We start from the raw sequence: 24,106 nt of genomic DNA on the forward strand, positions 1-24,106 counted from the left end.
AAATGTGGGGGCTGGCTTGCCTGCGATAGCATCACCTAGGTATGCCTGACACACCAAGGTGCCTGCATCGCAGGCAAGCCAGCTCCCACACTCAGTTATTGGCCGCTGTAGATCTGGTCAAAAACCCCACCATCATTGAAGTGGGTTTTCTGCACGGTGCGCCAGTCGCCAAAGGTCTTCTCGACCGACAGGAAGTCGACTTTCGGGAAGCGGTCGGTGTACTTGGCCAGCACCTTTGGGTCACGTGGGCGCAGGTAGTTGTTGGCGGCGATTTCCTGGCCTTGCGGCGACCACAGGTATTTCAGGTAGTCTTCGGCGGCGACGCGGGTGCCTTTCTTCTCGACCACTTTGTCGACCACCGATACCGGCGGCTCAGCTTCGGCGGAGACGCTTGGGTAGATCACTTCGAACTGATCACGGCCGAATTCACGCGCGATCATTTCCGCTTCGTTTTCAAAGGTCACCAGCACGTCGCCAATCTGGTTGGTCATGAACGTGGTGGTGGCTGCACGGCCGCCGGTATCCAGCACAGGCGCCTGCTTGAACAGCTTGCCGACAAAGGCCTTGGCCTTGTCTTCATCGCCGCCGTTCTTCAGCACATAACCCCAGGCCGACAGGTAGGTGTAGCGGCCGTTACCCGAAGTTTTCGGGTTCGGCACGATCACCTGCACACCCTCTTTGAGCAGGTCTGGCCAGTCTTTCAGGGCTTTGGGGTTGCCTTTGCGCACGATAAACACGGTGGCGGAGGTGAACGGCGCGCTGTTGTTCGGCAGCCGGGTCACCCAGTTGTCCGGCACCAGTTTGCCGTTGTCGACCAGGGCGTTGATGTCGGTGGCCATGTTCATGGTGATCACGTCAGCCGGCAGGCCGTCGATCACCGAGCGCGCTTGTTTGCTGGAACCGCCGAAGGACATCTGCAAGGTCAGCTTGTCGTCCGGATGCTCGGCTTCCCAGTGCTTCTGGAAGGCAGCGTTGTAATCCTTGTAGAAGTCGCGCATCACGTCATAGGAGACGTTGAGCAGTGTGACGGGGGCAGCCTGGACGGCGCCCGCCAGGGCAAGGCCGGCGGCCAGAAGAGAGGCGCTAACGAGTTTTTTCACTGCTCATTCCTTGTTGTTCGAGAAGCTTGTCGATTGAGTGGGGGCAATTTGCCACCGACTATAGCCGCGCCCGCATAGACGTTTAAAGATTAAAACGAACTTTGCTTATTCCACTTTACGAAACAGATTGCTGCCACAGCGCGAGCAAAACGCCGCGTTGGGTTCATGGCTGTCTTTTTTGCACACCGGGCAGTCGTGTTGCAACTGCTCCCCGCGCATGGCGCTGGCCAATTCGGCGGTAAAAATCCCGGTGGGCACGGCGATGATCGAGTAACCGGTGATCATCACCAGCGACGAGATCACCTGGCCTAATGGCGTCTTCGGCACGATGTCGCCAAAGCCCACGGTGGTCAGGGTCACAATCGCCCAATAGATGCCCTTGGGAATGCTGGTAAACCCATGTTCCGGGCCTTCGATCACGTACATCAAGGTGCCGAACACCGTGACCAGGGTGCACACGCTCACCAGGAACACCACGATCTTTTGTTTGCTGCCGCGCAGCGCCGCCATCAGGTAGTTGGCCTGCTTGAGGTACGGGCTGAGCTTGAGCACGCGGAAGATCCGCAGCATCCGAATGATGCGGATGATCAGCAGGTACTGCGCGTCGCTGTAATACAGCGCGAGAATGCCGGGCACGATGGCGAGCAAATCCACCAGCCCATAAAAACTGAAGGCGTAGCGCAACGGCTTGGGCGAGCAATACAGGCGCAAGCCGTACTCGATGGCGAAGATCACCGTGAAGCCCCACTCGATATAGGCCAGCAGATTCGCGTAGTTCTGGTGAACCTGGTCGATGCTGTCGAGCATCACGATCACAATGCTGGCGAGGATGATCAGCAACAAAATGCCGTCAAAGCGGCGCCCGGCCGCTGTATCGCTTTGGAAAACCATGACGTAGAGGCGCTGACGCCAGTCGTTGTTACTGTCCATAAAACCCGCCTAAATCGAATATCGGGCAAGCCTAGGGGGATTCGAACGGGCTGTCCACGCGGGCTTTGAACAATCGCTGGCTGGCGCGTACCAGCCAGCAGGCGAGGATAAACGGCGCGGTCAGCGCCGGCAGTTGCAGGGCGCTGAACCCCGGCGTGAGCGTGATTGCCAGGCCGATGCCGAGCAGCGGCAACCAAGGCTGGCGGCGCGTCTGGCTCAACGCCAGCGCGGCCAATGCTGGGTTATAGCTGTGCAGGCCGAGAAGGGCGCTGCTGGTTTCGCCCATCAGCAGGGCGATCAGCACGCCACTGGCGGCACCGATCAGCGCCCACAGCGCGGCACGACGGTCGGCCATCAACAGCCCAAACGCAATCAGGGCGCCGGCCAGTGGCTGGTCCAGCAGCATGATTTGTGCGAGCCCGGTGAAGGGCGCAGTGAGCACGCCGAGGGTGTCGGGTTCGCTCAAGGTGAAGGTGCCTGCAGGCACTGTGCCCAGCAGCAACCAGGCGAGGCCGACAAAAGGCGCGGTATAGGCGGGCAAGTCATCCGCTTGCGTGGCATGTTTTAACCATTGGCGCGTGAGCATCGCACTCAAGCCGCCGCACGCCAGGATCAGCGGCGGCAATAAGGCCGACCACGCGAAGTGCTGGCTGATCAACAAGCCCAGCAGCACGCCGTTGTAGCTATAAAGGCCGGCCTGGCGCTCAGCCTTGGGGTAACCCCGGCGCTGGGCCGTGAGTAAACCCGCCACACCACCCAGCAGCGCCCCGCCGAACAAGGCCGGGGCGCCGATCAGGATGGCCAGCAGGCACAGCAGGCCACACAGTGGCTGGCGTTGCAGGAAGATCTGGCTGAAGCCGTTGAGCAAGGCTTCGGCCCAGTCGGGGCAGGGTGGGTTGTGCATTGTGGTTTAGTCAGTGAGACCGAGTTGCCCCCAATCGCAGGCAAGCCAGCTCCCACTTTTGAATGTATTGGCACATCAAAATGTGGGGGCCGGGCTTGCACGCGATGAGGCCCCAACAGGCGCTAAATCAATGTCTCGATGCGCAGCGAATTGGTCGACCCCGGCTTGCCAAACGGCACCCCGGCGGTAATCACCAACGTATCCCCGCGCTGCGCCATCCCTTGGGCCTGGGCAATCTCCAGCGCCGTAGAACACACCTCATCCACTTGGCGCAGCCGATCATTCACAACCGAATGCACGCCCCACGCCACGCTCAAGCGCCGCGCCGTGGACAGGTTCGGCGTGAGGTTGAGGATCGGCGCCACCGGCCGTTCCCGCGCGGCGCGCAGGCTGGAGCTGCCGGACTCGCTGTAGTTCACCAGCACCGCCACCGGCAGGATGCTGCTGATGCGCCGGATCGCGCAGCTGATTGCATCCGACACCGTGGCATCGGCCTTGGGCCGGCTGACGTCCAGCTGTGTCTGGTAATCCGGGCCGTTTTCCACTTGGCGGATGATCTTGCTCATCATCTGCACGGCTTCCAGTGGGTATTCGCCCGAGGCGGTTTCCGCCGACAGCATCACCGCGTCCGCGCCTTCGGCCACCGCATTGGCGACATCGGTGACTTCGGCACGGGTCGGCGCCGGCGAGAAGCGCATGGACTCAAGCATCTGCGTGGCCACCACCACTGGCTTGCCCAACTGGCGGCAGGTGCTGACGATGTCTTTCTGGATCTGCGGCACGCTTTCGGCGGGCACTTCAACGCCCAGGTCGCCTCTTGCCACCATGATTGCGTCACTCAGCTCGGCGATTTCCTGCAAGCGTTGCACGGCCGATGGCTTCTCTATCTTGGCCATCAGGAACGCCTTGTCGCCGATCAACTCGCGGGCCTCGCGGATATCTTCCGGGCGCTGCACAAACGACAGCGCCACCCAGTCCACGCCCAGTTCCAAGCCGAAGCTCAGGTCGCGGCGGTCCTTGGCGGTCAGCGGGCTGAGTTCCAGCAAGGCTTGCGGGACATTCACGCCCTTGCGGTCAGACAGTTCGCCGCCATTCAGTACGGTGGTGTCGATGGCGTTGGCATGTTTGGTGATCACCCGCAGGCGCAACTTGCCGTCGTCCAGCAACAGGTCCATGCCCGGCTCCAGCGCCGCGATGATTTCCGGGTGGGGCAGGTTGACCCGGCATTGGTCGCCCAGCGTCGGGTCCAAGTCCAGGCGCAGGGCCTGGCCGCGCACCAGTTGTACTTTGCCCTCGGCAAATCGCCCGACCCGAAGCTTCGGCCCTTGCAGGTCCATGAGGATGCCCAGCGGATAATTCAGCTGGCGCTCGACCTGGCGAATCCACTGGTAGCGCTGGGCGTGATCGGCGTGATCACCATGGCTGAAATTCAGGCGGAAAATATTCACCCCGGCTTCCACCAACTCGCGAATATCGTCAATGCTGTCGGTCGCCGGGCCGAGGGTGGCGAGGATTTTGACCTTCTTGTCAGGCGTCATGTTGGGCAGTCTCAAGAATCAGGATGGCGCGGAAATCGTTGACGTTGGTGCGGGTCGGCTCGGTGACGATCAAACCGTCGAGGGCAGCGAAATAACCGTAGCCATTGTTGTTATCAAGCTCATCGCTGGCCGACAGGCCCAAGGCTTCGGCGCGGGCGTAGCTGGTTGGGGTCATGATCGCGCCGGCGTTGTCTTCCGAACCGTCGATGCCGTCGGTGTCACCGGCCAGGGCGTAGACGCCGGGCAGGCCCTTGAGGCTGTCGGTGAGGCTCAGCAGGAATTCGGCATTGCGCCCGCCACGGCCATCGCTGCGCACGGTGACGGTGGTTTCACCGCCGGAGAGGATCACGCACGGCGCCGCCAATGGCTGGCCGTGTTGCACGATCTGGCGGGCGATACCGGCATGAACCTTGGCCACGTCCCGTGCTTCGCCTTCGAGGTCGCCGAGGATCAACGGGCTGAACCCGGCTTGGCGCACTTTCACCGCCACCGCTTCGAGGGATTGTTGTGGGCGGGCGATTAATTGGAAATGGCTGCGCGCGAGCAGCGGGTCGCCGGGTTTGACGGTTTCCGACGCCGGGTTCTGCAACCAGCTGCGCACCGAGGCGGGCGCATCGATGCCGTAGCGCTTGAGAATCGCCAGGGCTTGTTGCGAGGTGCTTGGGTCACCGACGGTGGGGCCGGACGCGATGACGGTGGCCTGGTCGCCCGGCACATCGGAGATCGCGTAGGTGTACACCGTCGCCGGCCAGGCTGCCTTGGCCAGTCGCCCGCCCTTGATCGCCGAGAGGTGCTTGCGCACGCAATTCATCTCGCCGATGGTCGCGCCGGATTTGAGCAGGGCTTTGTTGATGGCCTGTTTGTCGGCCAGGGTGATGCCTTCGGCGGGCAGCGCCAGCAAGGCAGAGCCGCCACCGGAGAGCAGGAAAATCACCCGGTCGTCTTCGGTCAGGTTGCTGATCAGTGCCAGCACGCGCTTGGCCACCGCCAAGCCCGCCGCATCGGGGACCGGGTGCGCAGCTTCGACCACTTCGATTTTTTTGCACGGAGCGCCGTGGCCGTAGCGGGTGACCACCAGGCCCGAGACGTCGCCCTGCCAGCAGTTCTCGACAACGAGGGCCATGGCCGCCGCGGCTTTGCCGGCGCCGATCACGATCACTCGGCCGCTGCGGTCGGCGGGCAGGTAAGGTTCAAGGACTTGCCGGGGGTGGGCGGCGTCGATGGCTGTGGCAAACAGCTCGCGAAGCAGGTGTTGCGGATCGACCGACATAAGCGGGCTCCCGGGGGATTTTTGTTTTTAGGTTTGAAACGTGGAACTGGGACAAAAATGTGGGCGCTGGCTTGCCTGCGATAGCGGTCTGTCAGACAACTGATCTGTCACTGAAAAACCGCTATCGCAGGCAAGCCAGCTCCCACACAGGTCTGCATTTCAAATTGAATTATTTATCGCGAATCGAAAAATTCGCCATATGCTCCAACCCCTTGATCAGCGCCGAGTGGTCCCAGTTGCCACCGCCAATCGCTGTGCAGGTGCTGAACACCTGCTGGGTGCCGGCGGTGTTCGGCAGGTTGATCCCCAGTTCCTTGGCCCCGGCCAGCGCCAGGTTCAAATCCTTCTGGTGCAGGTTGATACGGAAGCCCGGATCAAAGGTGCCCTTGATCATGCGTTCGCCATGCACTTCGAGGATCTTCGACGAAGCAAAACCACCCATCAGCGCTTCACGCACCTTGGCCGGGTCGGCGCCGTTTTTCGAGGCGAACAGCAGCGCTTCGGCCACCGCCTGAATATTCAACGCGACGATAATCTGGTTGGCCACCTTGGCGGTCTGGCCATCGCCATTGCCGCCGACCAGGGTGATGTTCTTGCCCATGCTCCGGAACAGCGCCAGGGCGCGTTCGAAGGTGTGCGGCTCGCCCCCGACCATGATGCTCAAGGTGCCGGCCTTGGCGCCGACTTCACCACCGGACACCGGGGCGTCGAGGTACTGCGCGCCGGTCTTATTGATCTTGGCGGCAAAGGCTTTGGTGGCGGTGGGCGAGATTGAACTCATGTCGATCACCACCTTGTTCGGCGACAAACCGGCCGCAACGCCATCGGCGCGGAACAGCACGTCATCGACCTGCGGGGTGTCCGGCACCATCACGATGATGAACTCGGCTTCCTGGGCCACTTGCTGGGGGTTGGCCAGGGCCACGGCGCCGGCGTCGATCAGCTCGGCCGGGGCTTTGCCGTGGTGCTCGGACAGGAACAGTTGGTGGCCGGCCTTTTGCAGGTTGGCGGCCATGGGTTGGCCCATGATGCCGGTGCCGATAAATCCGATTTTAGCCATGATCAAAATCCTCTTTTTATTAGATGGGCAGGCCTGTCTCGGGTCTGCCAAACACCGAAGATCTGCTGTGGGAGCTGGCTTGCCTGCGATAGCGCTCTATCCGTTACAGATTGATCGCCTGATACACCGCCATCGCAGGCAAGCCAGCTCCCACATTGTTCTGTGGTGTGTCTGTTAGATCGCGTTGTGGGTTTTGAGCCAGCCCAAACCCGCTTCAGTGGTGGTCAACGGCTTGTACTCACAACCAACCCAACCCGCGTAACCAATGCGGTCCAAATGCTCGAACAGGAAGCGGTAGTTGATCTCCCCGGTTCCGGGCTCGTTACGCCCCGGGTTGTCGGCCAGTTGGATGTGGTTGATCTCACCCAGGTGCGCAGCCAGGGTCCGGGCCAGGTCGCCTTCCATGATTTGCATGTGATAGATGTCGTATTGCAGGAACAGGTTGGCGCTGCCCACTTGCTCGCGAATCGCCAGGGCCTGGGCGGTGTTGTTGAGGTAAAAGCCGGGGATGTCACGGGTGTTGATCATCTCCATCACCAGCTTGATGCCCGCCGCTTGCAGCTTGTCGGCGGCGTACTTGAGGTTGGCGACAAAGGTTTTTTCCACGGTTTCGTCGTCAACGCCTTGCGGCCGGATGCCCGCCAGGCAATTGATCTGGGTATTGCCCAGCACCTGGGCGTAGGCGATGGCCAGCTTGACCCCAGCACGGAATTCCTCGACTCGGTCCGGGTGGCACGCCAGGCCGCGTTCGCCCTTGGCCCAGTCGCCGGCCGGCAGGTTGAACAGCACTTGGGTCAGGCCGTTGGCGTCCAGTTGCGCCTTGATTTGGGCGGAGCTGAATTCGTACGGGAACAGGTACTCGACACCCTGGAAGCCGGCATCGGCAGCCGCTTTGAAACGGGCGAGAAAGTCCTGTTCGGTAAACAGCATCGACAGGTTGGCGGCAAAACGCGGCATAAGGTTCTCCTTAATCGAGCAGGGAAATGGCAGTCGGCGCATCGTTGCCGACCAGGGCCAAATCTTCGAATTCGTTGACGGCGTTGATCTCGGTGCCCATGGAAATATTGGTCACGCGCTCCAGAATAATCTCAACAATCACTGGCACCTTGAACTCTTCGATCATTTCCTTGGCCTTGCGCAACGCCGGCGCAATCTGGCCCGGTTCGAATACGCGCAGGGCCTTGCAACCCAGGCCTTCGGCGACGGCGACGTGGTCGACGCCATAACCGTTGAGTTCCGGGGCGTTGAGGTTGTCGAAAGACAGCTGCACGCAGTAGTCCATTTCAAACCCGCGCTGGGCCTGGCGGATCAAACCCAGGTAGGAGTTGTTCACCACCACGTGGATGTACGGCAGCTTGAATTGCGCGCCCACGGCCAATTCTTCGATCATGAACTGGAAGTCATAGTCGCCCGAAAGCGCCACGACTTTGCGGCTTGGGTCAGCCTTGACCACCCCGAGCGCCGCCGGAATGGTCCATCCCAACGGGCCGGCTTGGCCGCAGTTGATCCAGTGGCGTGGCTTGTAGACGTGCAGGAACTGCGCGCCGGCAATCTGCGACAGGCCGATGGTGCTGACGTAGCAGGTGTCTTTGCCGAACACCTGGTTCATCTCTTCGTACACGCGTTGCGGCTTGACCGGCACGTTGTCGAAGTGGGTCTTGCGGTGCAAGGTGGCCTTGCGTTGCTGGCAGTCATGCAGCCAGGCGCTGCGGTCCTTGAGCTTGCCTGCGGCTTTCCACTCGCGGGCCACTTCAATGAACATCGTCAGCGCAGACCCTGCGTCGGAAACGATGCCCAGGTCCGGGGTGAACACGCGGCCAATCTGCGTCGGCTCAATGTCGACGTGAATGAATTTGCGCCCCTCGGTGTACACCTCCACCGAACCGGTGTGGCGGTTGGCCCAACGGTTGCCGATGCCCAGCACCACGTCCGATTTGAGCATCGTCGCGTTGCCATAACGGTGCGAGGTTTGCAGGCCGACCATGCCCACCATCTGCGGGTGATCGTCCGGGATCGTGCCCCAGCCCATCAGGGTCGGGATCACCGGGATGCCGGTCAATTCGGCGAACTCCACCAGCAGCTCGCTGGCGTCGGCGTTGATCACGCCGCCGCCGCTCACCAGCAAGGGGCGTTCGGCTTGGTCCAGCAGCGCCAGGGCTTTCTCGACCTGGATGCGCGTGGCCAATGGCTTGGCCAGCGGCAGCGGTTGGTAGGCGTCGATGTCGAATTCGATCTCGGCCATCTGCACGTCGAACGGCAGGTCGATCAGCACCGGGCCAGGGCGGCCGGAGCGCATTTCATAGAAAGCTTTCTGGAAGGCATACGGCACTTGGCCAGGCTCCAGCACAGTGGTCGCCCACTTGGTCACCGGCTTGACGATGCTGGTGATGTCGACGGCTTGGAAGTCCTCTTTGTGCATCCGTGCACGCGGGGCTTGGCCGGTGATGCACAGAATCGGGATCGAGTCGGCCGAGGCGCTGTACAGGCCGGTGACCATGTCAGTGCCCGCCGGGCCCGAGGTGCCAATGCACACGCCGATATTGCCGGCCTTGGTGCGGGTGTAGCCCTCGGCCATGTGCGAGGCGCCTTCAACGTGGCGAGCAAGGACGTGATCGATGCCACCGACCTTCTGCAAGGCCGAATACAGCGGGTTGATGGCGGCGCCTGGGATACCGAAGGCGGTGTCCACACCTTCACGGCGCATCACCAGGACGGCGGCTTCGATTGCTCTCATTTTGCTCATGGTTTTGGTGCCTCTTGCGTTTTGTAATTGTATACAAGTGGTGTCTGGTCAAAGTGTATTCACGGCGAGCGGCGCAGGTCAATGCATTTTATAAATGCGCCTTTACGTTCGTCGGAAGCGCTTTTTTCGACGTATGGAGCGTTTGTGCGAAAATATTGTATACAAAAACAAATGTCATTGTGTTCTATTTGTTCGATTGGGCATCTGATCAAACAGACCTCCACCGCTTTCTCAATAACAAAAGAAGGACGGCACCATGAGCGCTTTAACCTTGAAACTCGCCACCCAACTGGCCAGCCAGGCCCTTCACGCAGGCCGAACCATTTCAGCCGCACCGCTGACCATTGCAGTGCTCGACAGCGGCGGGCACTTGGTCACCCTGCAACGCGAAGACGGCGCCAGCCTGCTACGCCCGCAAATCGCCATCGGCAAGGCCTGGGGCGCGATTGCCCTGGGCAAGGGCTCACGTTTGCTGGCACTGGACGCCCAGCAGCGCCCGGCGTTTATCGCGGCGTTGAACAGCCTGGGGCAGGGCAGCGTGGTGCCGGCGCCGGGCGGGGTATTGATTCGGGATCAGGCGGGTGCGGTGCTGGGGGCGATTGGGATCAGTGGGGATACGTCGGATATTGATGAACAGTGTGCGATTACGGCGATTGAGGGGGTGGGGTTGTTGGCGGATGCAGGGGTGTCTGCCTAGCCTTCGGTGACAGGTAGATTGCTATCGCGGGCAAGCCCGCTCCCACATTGGTCGGTGTGCACACCACTAACCCTGTGGGAGCGGGCTTGCCCGCGATGGCGGCGACTCGGTCTACAGTCAAAGCCAGATCGCATCCCATAAGGGGTAGTCGCCAAACTTCTTCACCAGGCCTGCTCTCAATGGGTTGGCCACAATGTAGCGAGCTATGCCCTCCAGGCTTTCCTCACGGCGCACGGCATGATCGTGAAAGCCAGGTTGCCAAAGACGGCCTTGGCGACCGGCAACACCATTAATGATTCGAGTACTTTTGGATTTTACTTGGCGCATCAGGTCGCAAAGGGAGCCTTTCTCCAGAGAGATAAGCCAGTGGAAATGGTCAGGCATGACCACCCATGCCAAGGATGTCGCCAGGCCTTGGTTCTGGGCGATTCGAAATTGTTGTACCACCAGTCGGCCTAGCTTGAAGTCCTGGAAAATGGGCTCGCGATCAAGGGTGTTGCTGGTCAGCAAGTAGATACGGTTGGATTCGTTGTAACGACCGATGCGCAGTCGTTTTGATGCGGGGAGATCAGGCATTCCATGGCCTCTCTTCAGATGGTGTTCTGAGAGGCTAGGTGTGGAAAGCTGGGGTTGATCAGCAGGCTTTTGGCAGGATGTGTCTGGGAGGGCGCTATCGCGGGTAAGCCCGCTCCCACATTGGTTTTGCGGTGTTCATACATAGTGTGTCTGGCATAGATTCCAATGTGGGAGCTGGCTTGCCTGCGATGGCCACACCACGGTCTATCAGTCCGGCTCACACCCCTTCAACACCAACCGAATAATCGTCTGCGCCGCTGCTTCATAATCCGCCTCATCCAGCTTGGCTTTCCCGGTTACCGCCGATATCTGCCAATCAAAATCGGCATACGTCTGCGTCGCCGCCCAGATGCTGAACATCAGGTGATTGGGGTCAATGGCCGCGATCAGGCCACGGTCCACCCAGCTCTGGATGCAGTCGATGTTGTGCTTGGCCTGGGCGTTCAGCTGCTCGACCTGCTGGCTGCTCAGGTGCGGCGCGCCGTGCATGATTTCGCTGGCGAATACTTTGGAGGCAAACGGCAGGTCGCGGGAGATGCAGATTTTCGAGCGGATGTAATTGCTCAGCACCACCGCCGGCTCACCGTCGGGATTGAACGGCGTGGACGCCGCCAGGATCGGCTCGATAATACTCTCGAGCACCTCGCGATAGAGGTTGTCCTTGGACTTGAAGTAGTAGTAAACGTTGGGCTTGGGCAGCCCGGCCTTGGCGGCGATGTCGCTGGTTTTGGTCGCGGCGAAGCCCTTGTCGGCAAACTCCTCGCTCGCCGCCCGCAGGATCATTTCTTTATTGCGCTCGCGGATGGTGCTCATAGACCAGCAGTTTCCTTGCCAAGACAGGCGGTTGCGCATGGTAGCACCGGCTTGACGCAGCGCTCAAGAATGCAGGCGCAGCCTTGCACGCCGGGCGTTGCAGCTGACTTTGTCTGTGTGGATGCTGAACGTATTCATGGTAGTACCGGCATCGGCTGGGCGCGCTGCTAGAGTTCGGATCAGCGACGCGGCCAATACGGTCGCCGTTCAGTCCAGTATTGGGCGTTCGAGTGAGAAACCGTGGAGAAAAGCAGGCCACGTACGTTCGCCTGAGTCATAGGCGCGTTGTTGCTGGTCGCGCTGTCGATTGGCCTGGGCATGCACTTCTTTGGCGGCGCCCACAAAGGCAGGCCAGTGCCAGCCCGGTGCTAACGTGATCAAAGTGCTCGACCGCGTGCAGCAACGGCTGCCCACGTTACGCGCCAGCCTGCCGGGCACCTTGAACGTGGCGGTGCTCACCGACCGCACCCAGACCATCCGCGTCTCGTTTACCGATGTGCAGTACGAGCTGGGGCTGGCGATATTGCTGGTGGTGATCGTGATCTCGCTGTCCATCGCGCTGGGTGGGTTGTTTTCGTTGCCGAACCGCATTAGGACGTTGGGCCCGGCGTTGGAGACGACTGTTGATGGCAGTGCGCGGGAGGCGGCGGCCAAGCAGGCTGAGGCGAGTTATGACCAGATCGCGGCGAATTATCGGGGCGCGGTGCTGAGTGCGTTGCAGAATGTTGAGGACAATTTGTCGGCGATCAATCATCTGCAAACCCAGGCGGATGCTTTCCAGCAGGTGTACCAGCGCAATCAGCAGCTGTTTGGGAGTCAGGAGGCGCAGTTGCGTGCTCAGCAGTGGGTGTTGCTGCAAGCTGAGCAAAACTTGCGCGACACCCAAGGCAGTTAGCCAAGGCCGTGTCGCGCTGATTCAGAGCCTGGGCGGCGGCAGGCAGGCACCCTGATTAGCTGAGACATCGTAATCCAACTGTGGGAGCTGGCTTGCCTGCGATGGCGGCCTGTCGGTTGGCCGGGTTACCCACGGATTCAAACCTGCGTGCGGCCAGCGGGGTTAACGGGGCGAATCAGATCAACAGCAATCCTCCGTGCAGTAGAGAGACCTATATTCCCTCCCGGTCGCCGCGTTATATTCGCGGCACTTTAACCGCAGGATGAACGCGTCATGGCAGGAAGCAGTTTGCTGGTACTGATCGACGACATCGCCGCCGTCCTCGACGATGTGGCGTTGATGACCAAGATGGCTGCCAAAAAGACCGCCGGGGTGCTCGGTGATGATTTGGCGCTTAACGCCCAGCAGGTCTCCGGGGTTCGTGCCGAGCGGGAAATTCCGGTGGTGTGGGCGGTGGCCAAGGGCTCGTTTCTCAACAAGTTGATCCTGGTGCCCGCGGCGCTGTTGATCAGTGCGTTTGCACCGTGGGCGGTCACGCCGTTGTTGATGTTGGGCGGCGCTTATCTGTGTTTCGAGGGCTTTGAAAAGCTCGCGCATACGTTTTTGCACAAGCGCACCGAGGAGCAGGCGCATCTGGTCGAGGCGGTGGCGGACCCGGCGACTGATCTGGTGGCGTTTGAGAAGGACAAGATCAAGGGCGCGATCCGTACCGACTTCATTCTCTCGGCGGAAATCATCGCCATCACCCTGGGCACTGTGGCCGATGCGCCGCTGATGCAGCAAGTGGTCGTGTTGTCGGGCATTGCCATTGTGATGACCATCGGCGTTTACGGCCTGGTTGCCGGTATCGTCAAGCTCGATGACCTGGGCCTGTGGCTGACGCAAAAGCCCGGCCAGGCGGCGCGTAGCGTCGGTGGGGCGATTCTTCGCGCCGCGCCTTACATGATGAAAAGCCTGTCGGTGATCGGCACGGCGGCGATGTTCATGGTAGGCGGCGGGATTCTCACCCATGGCGTGCCGGTGGTGCACCACTGGATCGAGACGGTAAGCCAGAGTGTCGGCGCGATGGCGTGGTTGATGCCGACGCTGCTCAATGCGGTGGCCGGGATTATCGCCGGGGCAGTGGTGCTGGCGGTGGTTTCGCTGGTGGGCAAGCTGTGGAGTGCGGTGAAACGCTAGATTGGCATTCGCTGCGAATATAGATACGATGCTAATCATTAGCTTGCTATCTAAGTGTTCGCTGAATGAAGCTTCCCGCGTTTCAACTGCCTGACTTCTGGCAAGCCACCCTGGCGCCCTCGCGTACCGATCTGCTGTTTGCCTTGCGCAACATGATCGCTGGCGGGGTCGCGTTGTATCTGGCCTTTTGCTTTGACTTGCAGCAGCCGCAATGGGCGCTGACCACGGTGTTTATCGTCGGCCAGTCCACCAGCGGCATGGTCCTGGCCAAGGGCGCTTATCGGTTGCTGGGCACGTTTGTGGGCGCCGTGGCTTCCATCGCGATGATTGGCATATTCGGTCAGGCGCCATTGCTGTTCCTGCTGTGCATGGCGTTGTGGTTGGCGTTTTGCACCACGGGGGCGTCGTTGCTGCGCAATCATGCCTCTTATGGCTTTGTGCTGGCCGGCTACACCACGGCCATTATTGCCTTGCCCGCGACCGCCGCGCCGCTGGGCGTGTTCGATGAGGCAGTGGCGCGCTGCCAGGAGATCAGCCTGGGGATCCTCTGCGCCACGATCGCCAGCACGATCTTATGGCCGCGCCGGGTTGAGCAGACCCTCGCGGTTCAAGGTCGTGGCGCCTGGCAGGCGGGAATGCGCGCAGCGGCCTCGGAGCTGCTGGGGGCGGATCAGCGCAAGGGCTTGCTGGAGGCACTGGGCCGCTTGGTCGCGGTGGACGCCCAGCGCGACCATGCCTGGTTTGAAGGCCCCAAGGGGCGGCGCCGCTCCCAGGCGTTGCGGGTGCTCAGTCGGGATCTGCTTGGCCTGCTGCGCGCAGCGCGAGGCGTGGCCCGTCAACGGATGATGCTGCCGGACACGACGCTCATTGCGCCTTGGGTGGATGAGGTGGCCGCGACGTTGCAGCAAGAGCGGCATGAGGCGCTGCCTGAATTGTCCCGTCGCCTCATGCTGGCGCTGGATGACCCAGATTTGAGCCCAGAGGCGCACTTTTGCCTGATGCAATTGGCCCAGGTTCTGCGGTGGGTGAAGCTGGGCGAGCTGACCCTGGCGGCCGTTGAGGCGGGCAGGGTGCCGCCCGGCGCGCCGGGGGCCATGTCCTGGCATCGGGATATCGAGCAGGGCGTGCTGGGTGGGTTACGCAGTGCATTGGCGTTTTTGGCCGTCGCGGCGTTCTGGGTGTTTACCGCCTGGCCGTCGGGGTTGGGTGCGGTGTCGATCAGCGGTGTGGTACTGAGCCTGTTTGCCGCGCGGGAAAACCCTTCGGCCGCCAGCCTGAATTTTCTCAAGGGCATCGCGCTGTCGATCCCGGTGGCCGGCGTTGTACGTTTTGCTTTGCTGCCTGGGTTTGATGGTTTTCCGTTGCTCTGCCTGGCGTTGGGTGTGCCGCTGTTTTTCGCTTCGCTGTGCATGAGCCGGGTGAAGCTTGCGGCCACCGCTTCGGCGTTCTGCATCTTCTTCGTCAATAACATCGGGCCGAGCAACCTGATGACCTACGACATCGCCGCCTTTCTGAACAAGGCCATCGCGACCCTGGTGGGCGTCGGGATTGCGGTGGTGGTGTTTCGGCTGATCCAGTTCAACCCCGGCGAGCACCACTATCGGCGGATGTTCAAGGCTTCGTTGTTTGACCTGGCGCAGCTGACATCGCGCCCTTTGGAGCAGGCCGAGAGCTGGTTTGGCGGGCGTATGGCCGATCGCTTGATTCGCCTGTCGCGCTACAGCGAAGCCTTGCCCGCCGACCGCCGCCACCATTGGGACAACGGCTTGTTGGGGCTGGACCTGGGCGATGAATTGCTGGAACTGCGCGCAAGCCTATCGAACAGCCAAGGCTTGCTGGCGATTGAACGCGATGGGTATTTACGGCAGTTGGCGGCGGCGCTCAAGCGAGGTGGGCCGAGCAAGCCAAATGCGTCGTTGCTGGATGCGCCCAGCGCTGCGTTACTGGAAGCGCTCGAACAGCCATTGGCGCTGGCCGAGCAGGATCGCGAGATGGCCCGGGCGGCGGTGCTGCAGTTGCGGTTTACCTGGCAGAAGTGGTGTTAGCGGGGCAGCTATTCGACCACTGGGTTCTAGGCGTGGAACGGCATAGCGAGCAACGAATAGCTGATTCATTCTCTGGTACAGATTTAAAGCTGTTTAAGCTGAATCCTACAGTTCGGATTTACAGGCATTTATAGGACGCGTCGAGCTGCTTCATGTGAAGCGGCACGATAAAAGTGGATCGTTAAGAGGTTAAGGATGAACTGGTGTTTTCAAGCGATAAAAAACTATGCCAAGTTCAGTGGGCGAGCCTGTAGACGCGAGTACTGGGCGTTTGCATTGATGGACATAATGATCGTTTGGGGGGGCTATTTTAGTGGCGTATCTGGCAAATGTTTCTTCGAGTCCGTGGTTTATCGTCCCATTTGGTTTGTACGTGTTATTGATGATTCCCCCCGCAGTGTCGGTGACATTCCGCAGGCTTCATGATGTAAACATTACGGGGGCGTATGCACTGTGGTTTTTGATACCGGTTGTTGGTTTTATAATGGTGTCCATCCAGTTGTTCACTCAAGGCGATAAGGGGGAGAACGATTACGGTGAGCCTCCTGGTAAAAATATTAGCTGAGTAAGTGAGTAAAATCAGCGCAATAAAAAAGGCCATTCAATCGAATGGCCTTTTTTGTGGACGTTTACTCGGCGATCTGCAACTTGCGCGACTCTGTATAAATGTAGCGCACCTTTTCATACTCAAACGGCGAGTTCATCTGACCGTAGCGGAAGCTGGTCTGGTAGCGCTTGTCGACGGCGCGCAAGGCCCAGATTTCCGGGTGGTTTTCGCTGACTTTGGACACGTTGAGGAAGTTGATCTGGGTTTCGGCGCCGTAGTCGACGATCAGGCCGGCGGTGTCGCGCAGGTTCGAGGGGCCGAAGATCGGCAGCATAACGTAGGCGCCGCCGGGTACGCCGTAGAAGCCCAGGGTCTGGCCGAAGTCTTCGCTCTGGCGCGGCAGGCCCATGGCGGTGGCCGGGTCCCACAGGCCGGCGATGCCGATGGTGGTGTTGAGCAGCAGGCGCCCGGTGGTTTCCAGGGAGCGATGGCCCTTGAGTTGCAGCAGGCTGTTCATCAGGTTGGGCACGTCGCCCAGGTTGTTGAAGAAGTTGCTGACGCCGGTGCGCAGGAAGCTCGGTGTGACGTAGCGGTAGCCGTCAACCACTGGCAGGAACACCCATTGGTCGAAGCGGTAGTTGAAGTGGTACACGCGGCGGTTCCACGATTCCAGCGGGTCGTACACGTTGAGCGCGGTCAGCGATGAGCGCTCGAACTCGCGCTGGTCCAGGCCCGGGTTGAACTTGAGCTTGGTCAGCGGCTCCTTGAAGCCGTCAGAGTCGACCTTGACCGGTTCGTGCGCCTTGCTGTTGTCGGCATTGGCGACGCCCGCGCACATCAGGGCGGCGAGCAGCAGAAGATATTTAGCCACGGAAGAACTCCAGCATGGCGTCGGCGTTGACGCGGTAATTGAGGTTGCCGCAGTGGCCGCCCAGCGGGTAGACGGTCAAGCGATCGCCGAAGGTTTTACGCAGGAAGCCGAGGTCGCCCGGGCCGAGGATCACGTCGTCGGCGTTGTGCATGACCGCGATTTTCGGGCTGCTGTGCAGGTAGTCCTTGAGCGCATACAGGCTCACTTGGTCAACCAGTTGCAGCAGGCTGCCGCCGTCGGAGCGCGCGCGCCACATCGGGATCACTTGTTCGGTGAGGTAGCAGTCGAAGTCGCATTGCAGCGCACGCTTGAGGAACGGCGTGAGGCTGGTGCCTTCGGTGATCGGGTATTTAGGCGGGATGATCAGGCCGCGACGGTTGATCAGGTCCGAGGTGAAGGCAATGTCGGCCGCCGAGAAGCGGAATGAGGTGCCGATCAGCATCGCCATCTGTTCGTTGGTCAGGTGCTGCTTGGAGTTCTGGAAGTCGTAGAGCAGGGCGTCATTGAGGTCGATGTAGCCCTTTTGCTGGAAGTAACGGGTCAGTTTGCTCAACACCAGCTCATAGAAGGTGGTGGTGTTGTTGATGCCCTTGACCTCGGTCTGTACCAGCTTGTCGAGGTTGGTGATCGAGGTGTAGAGGTTGACTGGCGGGTTGAGCAGCAGCACTTTCTTGAAGTTGAAGCTGCGACGGGTTTCGTCGAGCTTGCTGACAAACGCCGCATCCAGGGCACCCAGGCTGTAGCCGGTGAGGTAAAAGTCGGTCACCGGCAGCGAGGCGTTTTGCGCGCGCACGGCCTGCATGACGCGGTACATGTCTTCGGCGTCTTCCTGGGTGATACCCGGCGTGGCGAAGCGCGAGGCGGCGCTGATGAAGTCGAAGCTGGTCGGCGACGATAGCTGCACCACGTGGTAGCCGGCCTGGTAATAGAGCTTTTTCAGGTATTCGTTGATGCTGCTGTCAAACCGCGCACCGGTGCCTGCGATCAGGAAGATCAGCGGCGCGGCGCGGTCTTGCTTGGCGATGCGGTAGGTGAGTTTCTTCACCGCCCAGAAGTTGTCCGGCAGGCTGAACTCGCGCTCGGGGCGCATGTTCAGCGTGTAGTCGGACTGGTTGATCTCGTCGTCGCTCGGCAGTTTAGGCCGCAGGTCAGGCGGCGTGGTGGCGATGGTCGCTTCGAACGGGTTGGTCAAAGGGTAGCCATAGCTGGCCTGGTCGATATCGACGGCCAGTGCTGACGCACTCAAAAATAGGCTGCCCAGAAAGGCAGCGCAGCGCAAGGAACGGAGCATGACTTAATCCCTAAGAGGAAAGGTGCTGAATGAAGTTCGCAGGCTATGACCACCGCGTTGCCACCGAAGTGCCAGCGTTCGGCACGAAAAGTCGGAAAAAAACGTCGGAATCGGGGTAATAGTAGCCAGAAGATACACTTTGCCACGCGTTGATGGACACTAATTGTGTGTATGCGCCTTGCTAACGGCCGCAGGCGCATTAAGCTGAGCGCCGTTTTTGCCTATCGGAGTGCTCCATGTCCCGCCGTCTGCCGTTGATTTTGCTGCTTATTGCCTTGCCGTTATGGCTGGCCGCCAGTTATGGCGCACGTTACGGTTTTATGGAGGATGGCCAGTGGGTTGGCATCTGCGCCGATGAGGCCAGCCGTTGGGAATGCCAGCTGCGTTCGAACTTGGGGCTGATGATCCACTTCAAGGTGCTGGGCTGGGCGGCGCTGGTTGCGTCGGTGCTGGCGTTCTTTGTGCCGGGCCGTTTGGGATGGGGGTTAGCGGTACTGGGGCTGGTGTTCGGGTTTCCCGCGCTGGCGTTGTACAACACTACGTTTGCGGTGTTTGCGGTGGTGATTGCGGGGCTGCGGTTGGTCAGGAAGCCTCGGGCTGCCTGATAGGGCCTCATCGCGGGCAAGCCCGCTCCCACATTTTGACGGTGTGAACACAATCAAGTGTGGGAGTTGGCTTGCCGAGTCGTCGCAACGCTGCGATAGCGGTCTTAAGCCTTGCGCACCCGCAAGCAACGCCACAACGCTACAACCATCAGCACGCTGACCACCGCCCAACCCCACGCCTGCTGGTTCAGCAACCCTTCGCGATACAGTTGCGGCGCGATGCCGGCACCGATGATAAAGGCCAGCAGCGCAATCTCCCGACGCGGCCCAGTCACCGGGCGAATCAGGTAAACCAAGGCCGGCAGCACCAGTGCCGCACTTGGGAAGCTGCGATAACGCGGGTCAAACACCAGCGCCAACATCATCACCGCACCGGCGAACCCGGCGATTGCCAGCAGCCAGCCCGCGCGTCGCTCCAGCCAGTTGAAGGCCTGCTCGCGCCAACCTTCGCGGGCGCTCAGTATCAGCGCGGCATGGGCCAACACCAGCAGGTTCAACACCACCAGCAAGCCTGCCCACACCCATTCATCGTTGAAGCGCGCGGTCACGCGGGTCAGTTCGGCCCAGGTGCCGATGGAGCAGGCTGCCACGGCGCCGAGCAATGGCAGCATGAGTGCGGCGCGAGTACTGCGAACGCGCCCGCCGAGTGCCAGGGTGCCCAGCAGGATAATCCCGCCCACGCCCAGCCATAGCGGCCAGTACGGCACATTGGTCACCGGCCCGGCGAGGATGCCCTTGTCCTGGCGATCGGCATCAAACAGCCCCCAATAACCGCCGACGGCGCCTTCACTGGCGCGTTTCCACGGTTGGTCAAAGGCTTCGATCAGGTTGTAGCGCCAGCCATTGGCCTCGGCCATCGCCACAAAGCCGCGCATGAACTTGGCCTCGTTGACCCGGCTAGGCACCGCGGTTTCACGCTGGCGGCCTTCACTGGGCCAGCCGGTCTCGCCGATCAGCACGTCTTTGGGCGCGAACTTGTGGCCGAAGGTCTGGCGTACATCACCTACGTGTTTGAGCGCCTGGTCGATCCCCGATGGGTCATCTTCCCAGTACGGCAGCAGGTGAATGGTCAGGAAGTCTACCGCCGGGGCGATTTGCGGGTGTTGCAGCCAGAACTCCCACACGTCGGCATAGGTGACTGGCTGCTTTATCTGGCTTTTGACTTTATGGATCAGCGTCACCAACTGCTTGGCGGTGACTTCCTTGCGCAGCAGGGCTTCGTTGCCGACGATGACCGAGGTGATCACATCGGGGTTGGCGTTGGCCGCCGCGATCAACTCGTCGACTTCTGTTTCGGTGGCCACCGGGTCACTGCTGACCCAGGCGCCGGCCATCACCTTCAGCCCGTGCTTGCGCGCCATGCCCGGCAGGGCTTCCAAGCCGGTCATGGAGTAGGTGCGGATGCACTCGAAGCGGGTGGCCAGCAGCGCCAGGTCGGCGTCCATGCGCTCGGGGCGCAGCGTGAACGGCTGATCGAACGGCGATTGGTCTTTGTCGAACGGCGTGTAGGAGGCACATTGCATTTTGTGGCTGGCGCTGGCCACGTCCGGCAACACCACTGGCCGGCCGAGGCCGTACCAATAGCCGACAAGGGCGAGCACGCCGAGGATTAAGGCGAAGAAATAGGGCAGGGCAGGGAAGCGGGCAGTCGCGGGCATGGTCGGCTTATCTGGAGGAGCAAAGGCGCGCATCTTACCCGGAATTAGCCCGTCCCAGTGGGGCTGCATAATTTAGACATGCAAAGTTCGGGCGGGATTTTGTTGCGATGTCCTACAAATCGTCCTGCTGGCGATGTGATGTCGTTTCCTGCTTACCTGAGGTCGCAGTCAGAGCAGGTCCAAGGCCCCGTCAGGTTGATGATCGAAGCGTCAGCACTCCACTGATGTCGCCGCCGTCGGATCGATGCGCGTGAAGGGGGCGCGGTGCACCACATAACAACAGGTTGACGTCGCTCGGCATCCGCCGGGCGCAGCACTTTCGGGGAAGTACTATGAAGATGCGACGACTCTTGGGCGCAGCTGCCACTCTGGTAGTTGCGATGGGCTCCACACTGGCCAGCGCCGACAGCAAAACCCTGAGCATCGGCTATGTAGACGGCTGGTCCGACAGCGTTGCCACCACTCACGTGGCGGCAGAAGTGATCAAGGAAAAGCTCGGCTATGACGTGAAACTGCAAGCCGTCGCCACCGGGATCATGTGGCAGGGCGTGGCCACCGGCAAGCTCGACGCGATGCTCTCTGCCTGGCTGCCCGTGACCCACGGTGAGTACTGGGCCAAGAACAAGGACAAGGTGGTCGACTACGGCCCCAACTTCAAGGATGCAAAAATTGGCCTGATCGTGCCGGAGTACGTCAAGGCCAAGTCCATCGAAGACCTCAAGACCGACACCACCTTTAAGAACAAGATCGTCGGCATTGACGCAGGCTCAGGCGTGATGCTCAAGACCGACGAAGCCATCAAGGCCTATGGCCTGGACTACAAGCTGCAAGCCAGCTCGGGCGCCGCGATGATCGCCGAGCTGACCCGTGCCGAAGACAAGCAGGATTCCATTGCGGTGACCGGTTGGGTGCCGCATTGGATGTTCGCCAAGTGGAAACTGCGTTTCCTGGACGATCCAAAAGGGATTTATGGTGCTGCTGAAACCGTCAACAGCATCGGCAGCAAGGGCCTGGAGAAGAAAGCGCCGGAAGTTGCCGCTTTCCTGAAGAAATTCCAGTGGGCCTCCAAGGATGAAATCGGCGAAGTCATGCTCGCGATTCAAGAGGGCGCCAAGCCTGAAGCAGCGGCCAAGGACTGGGTTGCCAAGCACCCTGAGCGTGTGGCTGAGTGGATCGGTAAATAACACCCGAAGCGTCTAAATAGCACCTTGCAAGCCCGCCTGGCGTTCTCGCCCGGCGGGTTTTGTCGTTTCTGGGGTAAAGGCTGTCACTTTAATCAGTTCAAAGTTGGCGCGAACCCTAATGTCGTTCTAATACTAAGGTCGTCTGGAACCTGTTCTGCAGCCGCATACAGTGGATACGTTCCATTAATAAAAAAGCTGTGCTGCGAGGATAAAAACAATGAACGACAGCATTTACCTCTCGATTCAAAACAGCCCGCGTTTCAAGGAGCTGGTGAGAAAAAGGGAAAGGTTCGCCTGGATTCTCTCGGCGATCATGCTAGGGCTGTACTCCGGATTCATTCTGTTGATCGCCTACGGGCCACACATACTGGGGGCCAAACTCAGCCCCGGCTCATCCATCACCTGGGGCATCCCCATCGGGGTCGGGCTGATTATCTCGGCCTTTGTCCTCACCGCTATCTATGTGCGACGCGCCAACGGCGAATTCGACGACCTGAACAATGCGATTCTCAAGGAGGCTGCGCAATGATCCGTCGTCTATTGGCTGTATCCGGCGTTTCGCTGTTTGCTCCAGCTGTTTGGGCGGCGGATGCATTGACCGGTGAAGTGCACAAACAACCGCTGAATATTGCAGCGATCCTGATGTTCGTGGCGTTTGTCGGCGCGACGTTGTGCATCACCTACTGGGCGTCCAAACGCAACAAGTCGGCGGCCGACTACTATGCAGCCGGCGGCAAGATCACCGGTTTCCAGAACGGCCTGGCGATTGCGGGCGACTATATGTCGGCGGCGTCCTTTCTGGGCATTTCCGCGCTGGTGTTCACCTCCGGTTACGATGGCCTGATCTACTCGATCGGCTTCCTGGTGGGCTGGCCGATCATTCTGTTCCTGATCGCCGAGCGCCTGCGTAACCTGGGCAAGTACACCTTTGCTGACGTAGCGTCCTATCGCTTGGGGCAAACCCAGATCCGCAGCCTGTCGGCCTGTGGCTCGCTGGTGGTGGTGGCGTTCTACTTGATCGCGCAGATGGTCGGCGCGGGCAAGCTGATCCAGCTGCTGTTCGGCCTCGATTACCATGTGGCGGTGATCCTGGTGGGCATCCTGATGTGCATGTATGTGTTGTTCGGCGGCATGCTGGCAACCACCTGGGTGCAGATCATCAAGGCGGTGCTGTTGCTGTCCGGTGCCTCGTTCATGGCGCTGATGGTGATGAAGCACGTCAACTTCGACTTCAACATGCTGTTCTCTGAGGCGATCAAGGTTCACCCTAAAGGTGAAGCGATCATGAGCCCGGGCGGCCTGGTGAAAGATCCGATCTCGGCATTCTCCTTAGGCCTGGCGCTGATGTTCGGTACCGCGGGCCTGCCACACATCCTGATGCGCTTCTTCACCGTCAGCGACGCCAAGGAAGCGCGTAAGAGCGTGCTGTATGCCACTGGCTTCATCGGCTACTTCTACATCCTGACCTTTATCATCGGCTTTGGCGCGATCCTGCTGGTCAGCACCAACCCGGCGTTCAAGGATGCTGCAGGCGCCTTGCTTGGCGGCAACAACATGGCGGCTGTGCACCTGGCCAATGCGGTGGGTGGTAGTATCTTCCTGGGCTTCATCTCGGCCGTGGCGTTTGCCACCATCCTCGCGGTGGTTGCCGGTTTGACCCTGGCCGGTGCTTCGGCGGTGTCCCACGACCTGTATGCCAGCGTGATCAAGAAAGGCAAGGCCAACGAGAAGGATGAGATTCGCGTGTCGAAGATCACCACCATCGCCCTGGCGGTGCTGGCAATCGGCCTGGGTATCCTGTTCGAAAGCCAGAACATTGCGTTCATGGTCGGCCTGGCGTTCTCCATTGCCGCCAGCTGTAACTTCCCGGTGCTGCTGCTTTCGATGTACTGGAAAAACCTCACCACCCGTGGCGCCATGATTGGCGGCTGGCTGGGCTTGATCAGTGCCGTCGGCCTGATGATCCTCGGCCCGACCATCTGGGTGTCTATCCTGCACCACGAAAAAGCCATCTTCCCGTACGAATACCCAGCGCTGTTCTCGATGATCATTGCGTTCGTCGGTATCTGGTTCTTCTCCATCACCGACAAGTCGGCGGCGGCAGAGAAAGAACGTGCGCTGTATTTCCCGCAGTTTGTGCGTTCGCAGACTGGCCTGGGGGCGAGTGGGGCGGTTAACCACTAAGGGTTGTCGCTGGATA

The 24,106-nt window shown here is 60.4% G+C and carries 21 protein-coding genes and 2 pseudogenes; 10 read left to right on the plus strand and 13 right to left on the minus strand.

Annotation, left to right across the window (positions count from 1 at the left end):
- Positions 1 to 95 precede the first annotated feature (95 nt).
- The 8 genes from KZH41_RS10365 to gcl all read right to left on the minus strand — a co-directional run bounded on the left by KZH41_RS10365 (position 96) and on the right by gcl (position 9,545).
- The gene (locus KZH41_RS10365) at positions 96 to 1,100 is read right to left on the minus strand and encodes a sulfate ABC transporter substrate-binding protein (protein ID WP_242155170.1); all 1,005 of its coding nucleotides are present in this window, start codon (positions 1,098 to 1,100) and stop codon (positions 96 to 98) included.
- Between the two features lie 105 nt (positions 1,101 to 1,205).
- The gene (locus KZH41_RS10370) at positions 1,206 to 2,030 is read right to left on the minus strand and encodes an ion transporter (protein ID WP_094950736.1); all 825 of its coding nucleotides are present in this window, start codon (positions 2,028 to 2,030) and stop codon (positions 1,206 to 1,208) included.
- A gap of 31 nt (positions 2,031 to 2,061) precedes the next feature.
- Positions 2,062 to 2,934 (minus strand): urea transporter, encoded by an 873-nt coding sequence (locus KZH41_RS10375; RefSeq protein ID WP_094950735.1) that lies wholly within the window; start codon positions 2,932 to 2,934, stop codon positions 2,062 to 2,064.
- A 122-nt stretch (positions 2,935 to 3,056) separates the two neighbouring features.
- On the minus strand, positions 3,057 to 4,472 hold the full coding sequence (gene pyk / locus KZH41_RS10380) for a pyruvate kinase (protein WP_094950734.1): 1,416 nt from the start codon (positions 4,470 to 4,472) through the stop codon (positions 3,057 to 3,059).
- A complete protein-coding gene (locus KZH41_RS10385) occupies positions 4,462 to 5,742 on the minus strand; it encodes a glycerate kinase (protein ID WP_263274774.1) in 1,281 nt (426 codons plus the stop codon). The genes pyk and KZH41_RS10385 overlap by 11 nt, the downstream gene beginning before the upstream one ends.
- Positions 5,743 to 5,911: 169 nt before the next feature.
- On the minus strand, positions 5,912 to 6,802 hold the full coding sequence (locus KZH41_RS10390; protein WP_263274775.1) for a 2-hydroxy-3-oxopropionate reductase: 891 nt from the start codon (positions 6,800 to 6,802) through the stop codon (positions 5,912 to 5,914).
- 174 nt (positions 6,803 to 6,976) lie between these two features.
- Positions 6,977 to 7,759 (minus strand): hydroxypyruvate isomerase, encoded by a 783-nt coding sequence (gene hyi, locus KZH41_RS10395; protein WP_242155176.1) that lies wholly within the window; start codon positions 7,757 to 7,759, stop codon positions 6,977 to 6,979.
- A 10-nt stretch (positions 7,760 to 7,769) separates the two neighbouring features.
- The gene (gcl, locus tag KZH41_RS10400; RefSeq protein ID WP_263274776.1) at positions 7,770 to 9,545 is read right to left on the minus strand and encodes a glyoxylate carboligase; all 1,776 of its coding nucleotides are present in this window, start codon (positions 9,543 to 9,545) and stop codon (positions 7,770 to 7,772) included.
- A 256-nt stretch (positions 9,546 to 9,801) separates the two neighbouring features.
- Between gcl and KZH41_RS10405 the strand changes: the two genes are divergently transcribed.
- Positions 9,802 to 10,242 (plus strand): GlcG/HbpS family heme-binding protein, encoded by a 441-nt coding sequence (locus KZH41_RS10405; RefSeq protein ID WP_094950729.1) that lies wholly within the window; start codon positions 9,802 to 9,804, stop codon positions 10,240 to 10,242.
- A gap of 117 nt (positions 10,243 to 10,359) precedes the next feature.
- Here KZH41_RS10405 and KZH41_RS10410 read toward each other — a convergent pair whose 3' ends face one another.
- Complete coding sequence (locus KZH41_RS10410; protein ID WP_094950728.1) at positions 10,360 to 10,818, minus strand: REP-associated tyrosine transposase; 459 nt, start codon at positions 10,816 to 10,818, stop codon at positions 10,360 to 10,362.
- A gap of 207 nt (positions 10,819 to 11,025) precedes the next feature.
- A complete protein-coding gene (locus KZH41_RS10415) occupies positions 11,026 to 11,631 on the minus strand; it encodes a TetR/AcrR family transcriptional regulator (protein ID WP_263274777.1) in 606 nt (201 codons plus the stop codon).
- 328 nt (positions 11,632 to 11,959) lie between these two features.
- Between KZH41_RS10415 and KZH41_RS10420 the strand changes: the two are divergent.
- The 5 genes and pseudogenes from KZH41_RS10420 to KZH41_RS10440 form a co-directional block, all read left to right on the plus strand.
- A pseudogene (locus KZH41_RS10420) lies at positions 11,960 to 12,169 on the plus strand (efflux RND transporter permease subunit); the annotation flags it as partial.
- A gap of 18 nt (positions 12,170 to 12,187) precedes the next feature.
- Positions 12,188 to 12,581: pseudogene (locus tag KZH41_RS10425) on the plus strand (RND transporter); the annotation flags it as partial.
- Between the two features lie 218 nt (positions 12,582 to 12,799).
- Complete coding sequence (locus KZH41_RS10430) at positions 12,800 to 13,705, plus strand: DUF808 domain-containing protein (RefSeq protein WP_263274778.1); 906 nt, start codon at positions 12,800 to 12,802, stop codon at positions 13,703 to 13,705.
- Between the two features lie 65 nt (positions 13,706 to 13,770).
- On the plus strand, positions 13,771 to 15,750 hold the full coding sequence (locus KZH41_RS10435; protein ID WP_263274779.1) for an FUSC family protein: 1,980 nt from the start codon (positions 13,771 to 13,773) through the stop codon (positions 15,748 to 15,750).
- A 382-nt stretch (positions 15,751 to 16,132) separates the two neighbouring features.
- Positions 16,133 to 16,315: a DUF805 domain-containing protein gene (locus KZH41_RS10440; RefSeq protein WP_263275095.1), complete on the plus strand. Its 183-nt coding sequence runs from the start codon at positions 16,133 to 16,135 to the stop codon at positions 16,313 to 16,315.
- Between the two features lie 64 nt (positions 16,316 to 16,379).
- On the opposite strand, the gene KZH41_RS10445 is transcribed toward KZH41_RS10440, so the two are convergent.
- Together KZH41_RS10445 and KZH41_RS10450 are read right to left on the minus strand one after the other, a co-directional pair.
- Complete coding sequence (locus KZH41_RS10445) at positions 16,380 to 17,168, minus strand: VacJ family lipoprotein (protein ID WP_094950724.1); 789 nt, start codon at positions 17,166 to 17,168, stop codon at positions 16,380 to 16,382.
- Entirely contained in the window at positions 17,161 to 18,459 is a 1,299-nt protein-coding gene (locus KZH41_RS10450; RefSeq protein ID WP_094950723.1) for a serine/threonine protein kinase, read from the minus strand. Before KZH41_RS10450 ends, KZH41_RS10445 begins: the two co-directional genes overlap by 8 nt.
- 236 nt (positions 18,460 to 18,695) lie before the next feature.
- Here KZH41_RS10450 and KZH41_RS10455 point away from each other — a divergent pair, with 236 nt between their 5' ends.
- The gene (locus tag KZH41_RS10455) at positions 18,696 to 19,064 is read left to right on the plus strand and encodes a hypothetical protein (RefSeq protein WP_094950722.1); all 369 of its coding nucleotides are present in this window, start codon (positions 18,696 to 18,698) and stop codon (positions 19,062 to 19,064) included.
- A gap of 104 nt (positions 19,065 to 19,168) precedes the next feature.
- Here the strand turns inward: KZH41_RS10455 and KZH41_RS10460 are convergent, their stop codons facing one another.
- Positions 19,169 to 20,722: a glycosyl hydrolase family 17 protein gene (locus tag KZH41_RS10460; RefSeq protein WP_094950721.1), complete on the minus strand. Its 1,554-nt coding sequence runs from the start codon at positions 20,720 to 20,722 to the stop codon at positions 19,169 to 19,171.
- Between the two features lie 332 nt (positions 20,723 to 21,054).
- Between KZH41_RS10460 and KZH41_RS10465 the strand changes: the two genes are divergently transcribed.
- The 3 genes from KZH41_RS10465 (at position 21,055) to KZH41_RS10475 (ending at position 24,090) form a co-directional block, all read left to right on the plus strand.
- On the plus strand, positions 21,055 to 21,906 hold the full coding sequence (locus KZH41_RS10465; RefSeq protein ID WP_094950720.1) for a glycine betaine ABC transporter substrate-binding protein: 852 nt from the start codon (positions 21,055 to 21,057) through the stop codon (positions 21,904 to 21,906).
- Positions 21,907 to 22,123: 217 nt separating this feature from the next.
- Complete coding sequence (locus KZH41_RS10470) at positions 22,124 to 22,435, plus strand: DUF485 domain-containing protein (RefSeq protein ID WP_094950719.1); 312 nt, start codon at positions 22,124 to 22,126, stop codon at positions 22,433 to 22,435.
- Positions 22,432 to 24,090, plus strand: a complete 1,659-nt coding sequence (locus tag KZH41_RS10475; RefSeq protein ID WP_242155185.1) for a cation acetate symporter — start codon at positions 22,432 to 22,434, stop codon at positions 24,088 to 24,090. The genes KZH41_RS10470 and KZH41_RS10475 overlap by 4 nt, the downstream gene beginning before the upstream one ends.
- The last annotated feature ends 16 nt before the right edge of the window (positions 24,091 to 24,106 follow it).

This window comes from Pseudomonas sp. YeP6b (assembly GCF_025642995.1).
Classification (GTDB): Bacteria; Pseudomonadota; Gammaproteobacteria; order Pseudomonadales; family Pseudomonadaceae; genus Aquipseudomonas.